This window comes from Clostridium sp. (genome assembly GCF_016650035.1).
In the GTDB taxonomy this organism is placed as follows: Bacteria; Bacillota; Clostridia; order Clostridiales; family Clostridiaceae; genus Clostridium_AD.
Genome location: NZ_JAENWM010000015.1, coordinates 48276 through 54347, shown reverse-complemented (window position 1 = coordinate 54347; position 6072 = coordinate 48276). Strand labels below are relative to the sequence as shown.

Below are 6072 nucleotides of genomic sequence, written 5' to 3'. Positions count from 1 at the left end.
GCTTTGTACAAACATGAGAGATTTGAAATAATAAATTGCTGATAATCAGCATGAGTGCTCCAATTTTTAAGCATAAAATAATCCTCCTTTTAAAACATGTCTCTAGGAGGGATTTTTCGAATTTTTACAGACTTGTCAAGCGTTTTATGCAGAAAAAATGGGGGAATCAACAAAAATTAATGATACTAGAAATGAGTAATCATAGGAGCTAATGAGTTTCCGTGAAAGCTCTATTACAAATAGGGGGCTAGAATTTAAGATAAGTATTTGCTACAAAACCTTGGATAATAACTTGTTTTTAAATATAAGCAATAAAGATCTACCAGTCAAAAGGAATGCTAAAAACAGAAACTACAATAAAATACGGCAAGTTCTCTTTGTACTTAACTTTATACCATTCCCCTAAGTCATCAACAATACTGAAACAATCATACTGGTGTAATTGAGTTATTGTATTGGATATATTTTTTTGATTCGGAGTTTTTCTTAAATTTAATGATTCACCAGTAACTATCCCTAAACCTAAAGAGGTCAACTCAAAGACTTACAGACCTTTGTCAGATCATAAATAGCCACTATTGAATCTTCATTTAAATCATATATTGTGTTGCTTGTATTGTATTCTTTAGCCATAGAAGATAAATCAAGTATGTCCACAACACCATCCTTGTCGAAGTCTTCAGCTAAGACCTGTGCATAACTGGAAATAAACATGTAAAATAGTACGGTTAAGGATATAGTTGTAATTATTCTCTTCATAGTACTTCCCCTAGTGTGTTTTGAACTAATTCATACAATTAAACTTAGTAAATTAGCTTGTACACATAATCATACACGGTTTGTATTATATTACAATGAATACGCATTAATGGGTGTTAATTAATGTGATAGTAGATTTAATACAGTATTATGCAAATATAATATGATCTTTGTATTCAGAAGTCATATTTTTGAACGATAATCATAGAGTATGTCTAATAAAATTTATAATATTGTAAGGAAATTGATAACTTACTTAAAAAATAAACTAAAATACAGAGGAGTGTTTTAATGTATAAAGTAAAAAAAACTAATGGTATTATTAAAAATGCATTTAGGGTGGGGTCCATAATTGTATGCATAATTTTAATAAGTTATAATCTTCCTAATTCACAAAAACTAGTTTTTGCAGATAATGGAGATACAAAAATAGATTTAAACAATGATGGCAAGGAAGAGATAGTAAAGTTTAATGGCGGTGAGCTTAAAATTTATAATTCCGATGGAAAGCTTATTTTTCAAAAGGATGAAGATAAAAGTGTTTACAGTAATATGAGTTTTATTAAAGATAAAAAAATTGACGATACAAAAGTATTAATTCAAAATAAGACAAAAGACACTTCTGGTACACTATCATATTACATATACAAAATGGATGATGGTGAAATGGTGGAAGTTGTTCATAAGGAAAACATCTATAAAGGTATTATAACTGTAAAAGATAATGAAGAAATTTTAGAGGAAATTCCTATATATGTAGAAAATGATTCTAATGCAGTCCCATCAGATACTGTTAAAAATTATTTTACTTTAGAAGATAATAAACTTGTTCTTATAAAAACAGAAAAACTTAAATATACTCCTAGCAAAGATGCTTCCATCTCTGAATATTATAACAATCCTTCTTATGCTGAAACAGAGAAAATGTTGGAAAGTATTGCCAATGAAAAGGGAATACCCACAGTAATATTTAAGGCGATTGCTTACCAGGAGTCAACTTGGAGGCAGTTTAAAGATGGACAACCATTAATAGGGTCTGACCATGTAGGAATAGGAATAATGCAAGTTTCGGATTATGGCTCCACTGATACAACTTATATTAATAGACTTAAATATGATATAGAGTTTAATATAAGGGAAGGTGCAGACATTCTTCTTAAAAAATGGGCATTACAGACTTATGATGGAGCAACTTATAAGATACCAAGAGTTGGGAATGCATCGCCAAATTATTTAGAACATTGGTATTATGCTATATGGGCTTATAATGGTTATAGCGTAAGAAATAATCCTAGAGCTAATACAGTTGACCCTAAAGGTTACCCTAATGCAACTTATCAAAAGCTTGTTATAGGACATGCTAATAATGTCTTCAAAAATCCTATGCTAGATTTATATGTGTATAACCCTAACTTGTTTCCTGTAGTACAATTACCAATAAATTTAGCGGTGAATTTACCAAGGACGGATATAGCAGAAATAAGTGGTAAACATGCTGGAAATCTTAAAGTCAAAGAAAAAAACTATAAATATATGACTACCACAAATCTAACTATAAGGGATGCTAATATGGTGGCAACTTCTATATATTATATTGAAAATGACATTGTAACAATAAAAGGTGAACCTATAATAAAGGATGGTTACGTAAACTATTATGTTGAAGGTAGCACTAAAAGTGGTTATGTGAGAGGAAATTGGTTAAAACCTGTTGGGGATACCAATGGAGATGGACAAGTAGATATATATGATTTCGTAAAGCAATCTAAGAATATCAATGGGCAAGGAACAGTTGTTAATGACACTAATAGGATATCCATTGGAAACAGCGATGTAAATGTGGACGGAATTATTGATATAAAGGATATCGCACTTACGGCTTTAAATTATAATTTTTCCTTATATAGAAGCGATATAAAAAATTAAGAAATTATTTTATTGTGAAAGCGGTGGAGAGGATAGGTATTAGATAATATGAAAAAAATAATTGCATGTTTTTTATGCTGTATATTATTTATATATGGAGGAACTGCTAAAGCTGAAGGAACAGCATCTCTAACTGTGAATGTAAAAGGAAAAATGGAAATAGGACAAACTATACAGATACTAATTAATATAGAGAACATAGATAGTCTTTATGCTGCAGCAGCTAGCTTAAAGTATGATCCTAAGGTTTTGAATATTATTAGTTTTGAAAAAGGCGATTTAATCACTAAAGATGGGACAAATACCTTTGATGTGGAAAATAAAATAGATAATATAAATGGAATAGCAAGCTTTGGAGGGTTCTCATGTTTAGGAGAAATTAATGGGTTTTCGGGTTCAGGAACTTTACTAAAGATAAATGTTGAAGTTTTAAAAAAAGATAGCTTCCATATAAAGAGTAAACCTTTTTTAGCTAGTCCGAATGATATTGATAATCTTAAGATACAGCTTTGCGACAAAAACATTAAAGAACTTACATATGGATTTATTGGATACGAATTTAATGTTAGTAGTAATAGCAGAGTTGAAGAAGTTGAGGAGGAAAGAACGAAGGTGCAACCATATACCAATAGTACTGCAAAAACTAGTACTGATTCTATTGTTATTAAAGAAAGTGAAAAAGAACAGGAAAGTACTGTTGTAAATCCAAATAGTAACACAAAAGCTAGTACTGATTCTTTAAATAATAATGAAAATGAAATAGAACAAGAACAAGAGGCTTCAACAGGTCTTTCAAACAGTAATATGGCTGATGACAAGGATATAGTGATGGCTAATAAAAGTGAAATCGTTTTTTCTGTAAAGAATGAAAATTTAAATAAGACTGGGAAAAGTCAGAGGTGGCAAAAGGGAGCGTTAACTTCTGTTGTAATTATAATAGTTTTTGCAGTTTTAGGCGGAATATATTTTCTTAGAAACAAAAACAAGAGGAAAAGTTAGTGATTATTAATTTGGAGGTATTTATGAAAAAAAAGACTATAAGTAGACTATTTATCATTTTATTTATATTTAATATATATGGATATCATGTACAAGCTACTCCGAATAATTATTTAAAAACTACTCCTCAAATTGATAAATCAAGTGCAAAATTAAAAATAATGAGTAATTTTAAAAATAATAATGGGAAGATAAAATTCAAAGAAGGCGAAATTCTAGTAAAAGCTAAAATCTCATCTATTGAGACTATAGAGAAAAAATATAGCGTTAAATCTCAGAATAATTTAAATAAGCAAGTAGATATAGTTAAATTTGATAACAATAAATATTCAATGGAAGAAATGTTATTAAATTTAAATAATGATTTAAACATCGAATATGCTGAGCCGAATTATGTTAGCAAGTTATTTGATTTGCCTGAGAATGAACCGGGGTTTAGCGATATGTGGGGACTAAATAATATTATATCTAGCGGAATAGATATTAATGTAAAGACTGCTTGGGGTATTAATACAGGAAGTCCCGATGTAGTGGTTGGCGTAATTGATACTGGAATAGATTATAATCATGAAGATTTAAAAGAAAATATTTGGATTAATGGGAGTGAAACCCCTAATAATGGAATAGATGATGATAACAATGGGTATGTGGATGACTATAATGGATGGGATTTTGCAGATATGGATAATGATTTGTACGATGATCATGGTCATGGTACTCATGTTAGTGGAATAATTGCTGCATCATCTAATGGTATTGGGATAGTAGGGGTTGCACCAACTATTAAAATAATGCCTATGAAAGCGGCTGATTTACAGGGTAATATGTATACTAGTGATATAATCAATGCTATTCAATACGGAGCCAGTAAAGGTGTGAAATTGTTTAATTGTTCTTTCGGTGGCGATGCTTTTTCTCAAGCTCAATATGATGTAATGAAAAATACAGATGCTTTATTTATGTGTGCTGCTGGGAATGGTGATATTAATGGAAATGGATTAGATAATGATAGTTATGTTAAAAGTTACCCTGCAAGTTTTGATTTACCTAACATAATTTCAGTAGCTTCAATGGATAAATACGGATACTTATCTACGTTTTCAAACTATGGTCAAGTTTCTGTGGATATTGCAGCACCGGGAAGTAGTATTCTTAGCACGGTACCGGGTGGATATGGTTATAAAAATGGTACGTCTATGGCCACTCCTTATGTTACTGGAGTAGCAGCACTTGTTTTAAGTGTTAATATGGATTTATCGTCAATTGAAGTGAAAAATTGTATTTTGAAAAGTACTCATAAGTTACCTCAGTTAGAGGATAAAATTGCTACAGGAGCTATTGTAGATGCTTATGGAGCCATGGCTGTAGCAAAACCTTCAATAGTAGTTAATATTACAGATGTGGACGATAACGGAACTACTGACATTATGGATTTAGCATTAATAGGGGTAGCCTATAATTCACGTATAGGGGAATCAAAGTATAAAAGAATATTAGACATCAATAATGATAGCATAGTTGATATTTATGATTTGGTTCTTTTATCAAAAGCTATTCAATAAGGGGACTAAATCATGCTATTTCTCGTTTATCCCAATTTTTATAATGATAAGTCAAATATCTTAAAAATAATAATGATGACAGAATTTATGGTACCAGAAAGTTTAATCACTGCACGATGAATATTATGAGTTTTTTTAGAGGAAATCATAGTAAAATAGAGCATAAAATGTTATAGTTTAATTGTATGTATTTGTATTTAGGTAGAAGGTTGATTGGTATGAAAAATAACATAGTAAGTTTATCTATAATTCTTATTATAGTATTGATAGTTGTAAAAAAAGTTAAAGAAGACGAAAATAAGGTCGATGATATCAATGAAGAAATTTATTAAAAGGGGAGCTATTGGATTAGTTATTATTATGTTCACTGGTGGGTCCATATTCCTACTTAGCAAATTTATAACTTATAAGATAGAAACCAAAGTACCAGATGGTAATGAATCTGTAGAACAAATTGTAGAAAAAAATAAGGATGATTTAGATAATACCAAAATAGATAAATCTAAAATAAGTAATTCTGAGGATATTTACGCTATGGTACACCAAATGGCAAATACTCTAATAGTTGCAGAAGATGGTTTGATAATTGGAGAGAAACCTATAAATGAAGAAAGCATTAATGAAGCTATGGTTATTGTGAAAGATACAGATTTAATATATAATGAAGAAACAGAAGTATTCTTAAACATATTGCAAGAGTGGAAGGACAACGATTATAGCCAAGGTGTACAAGCTCATAACTATGCGTGGAAATTACTCCATGGAAATATGGGTAGAGCTAAAGAACTAAGAAGTGAATATTTGAAATAATAAATTTTTACTACAA

Annotated in this window: 5 protein-coding genes; 4 read left to right on the top strand and 1 reads right to left on the bottom strand. The window is 30.1% G+C overall.

What is annotated here, in order from left to right; genetic code table 11:
- Window positions 1-531: 531 nt before the first annotated feature.
- Window positions 532-759, bottom strand: coding sequence for a hypothetical protein (locus tag JJD95_RS05625; RefSeq protein WP_291641203.1), 228 nt, complete (start codon window positions 757-759; stop codon window positions 532-534).
- A gap of 291 nt (window positions 760-1050) precedes the next feature.
- Here JJD95_RS05625 and JJD95_RS05620 point away from each other — a divergent pair, with 291 nt between their 5' ends.
- From JJD95_RS05620 to JJD95_RS05605, 4 genes are all read left to right on the top strand, one after another.
- Window positions 1051-2685, top strand: a complete 1635-nt coding sequence (locus JJD95_RS05620; protein ID WP_291641201.1) for a dockerin type I repeat-containing protein — start codon at window positions 1051-1053, stop codon at window positions 2683-2685.
- Between the two features lie 48 nt (window positions 2686-2733).
- A complete protein-coding gene (locus JJD95_RS05615; protein ID WP_291641199.1) occupies window positions 2734-3684 on the top strand; it encodes a cohesin domain-containing protein in 951 nt (316 codons plus the stop codon).
- Between the two features lie 23 nt (window positions 3685-3707).
- A complete protein-coding gene (locus JJD95_RS05610; protein WP_291641197.1) occupies window positions 3708-5246 on the top strand; it encodes a S8 family serine peptidase in 1539 nt (512 codons plus the stop codon).
- A gap of 315 nt (window positions 5247-5561) precedes the next feature.
- Window positions 5562-6056, top strand: coding sequence for a DUF6241 domain-containing protein (locus JJD95_RS05605; RefSeq protein WP_291641195.1), 495 nt, complete (start codon window positions 5562-5564; stop codon window positions 6054-6056).
- The last annotated feature ends 16 nt before the right edge of the window (window positions 6057-6072 follow it).

Coding starts and splice junctions, on each gene's coding strand:
- JJD95_RS05605 (WP_291641195.1), top strand. CDS start 5,562: ATGAAGAAATTTATTAAAAGGGGAGCTATTGGATTAGTTATTATTATG.
- JJD95_RS05620 (WP_291641201.1), top strand. CDS start 1,051: ATGTATAAAGTAAAAAAAACTAATGGTATTATTAAAAATGCATTTAGG.
- JJD95_RS05615 (WP_291641199.1), top strand. CDS start 2,734: ATGAAAAAAATAATTGCATGTTTTTTATGCTGTATATTATTTATATAT.
- JJD95_RS05610 (WP_291641197.1), top strand. CDS start 3,708: ATGAAAAAAAAGACTATAAGTAGACTATTTATCATTTTATTTATATTT.
- JJD95_RS05625 (WP_291641203.1), bottom strand. CDS start 759: ATGAAGAGAATAATTACAACTATATCCTTAACCGTACTATTTTACATG.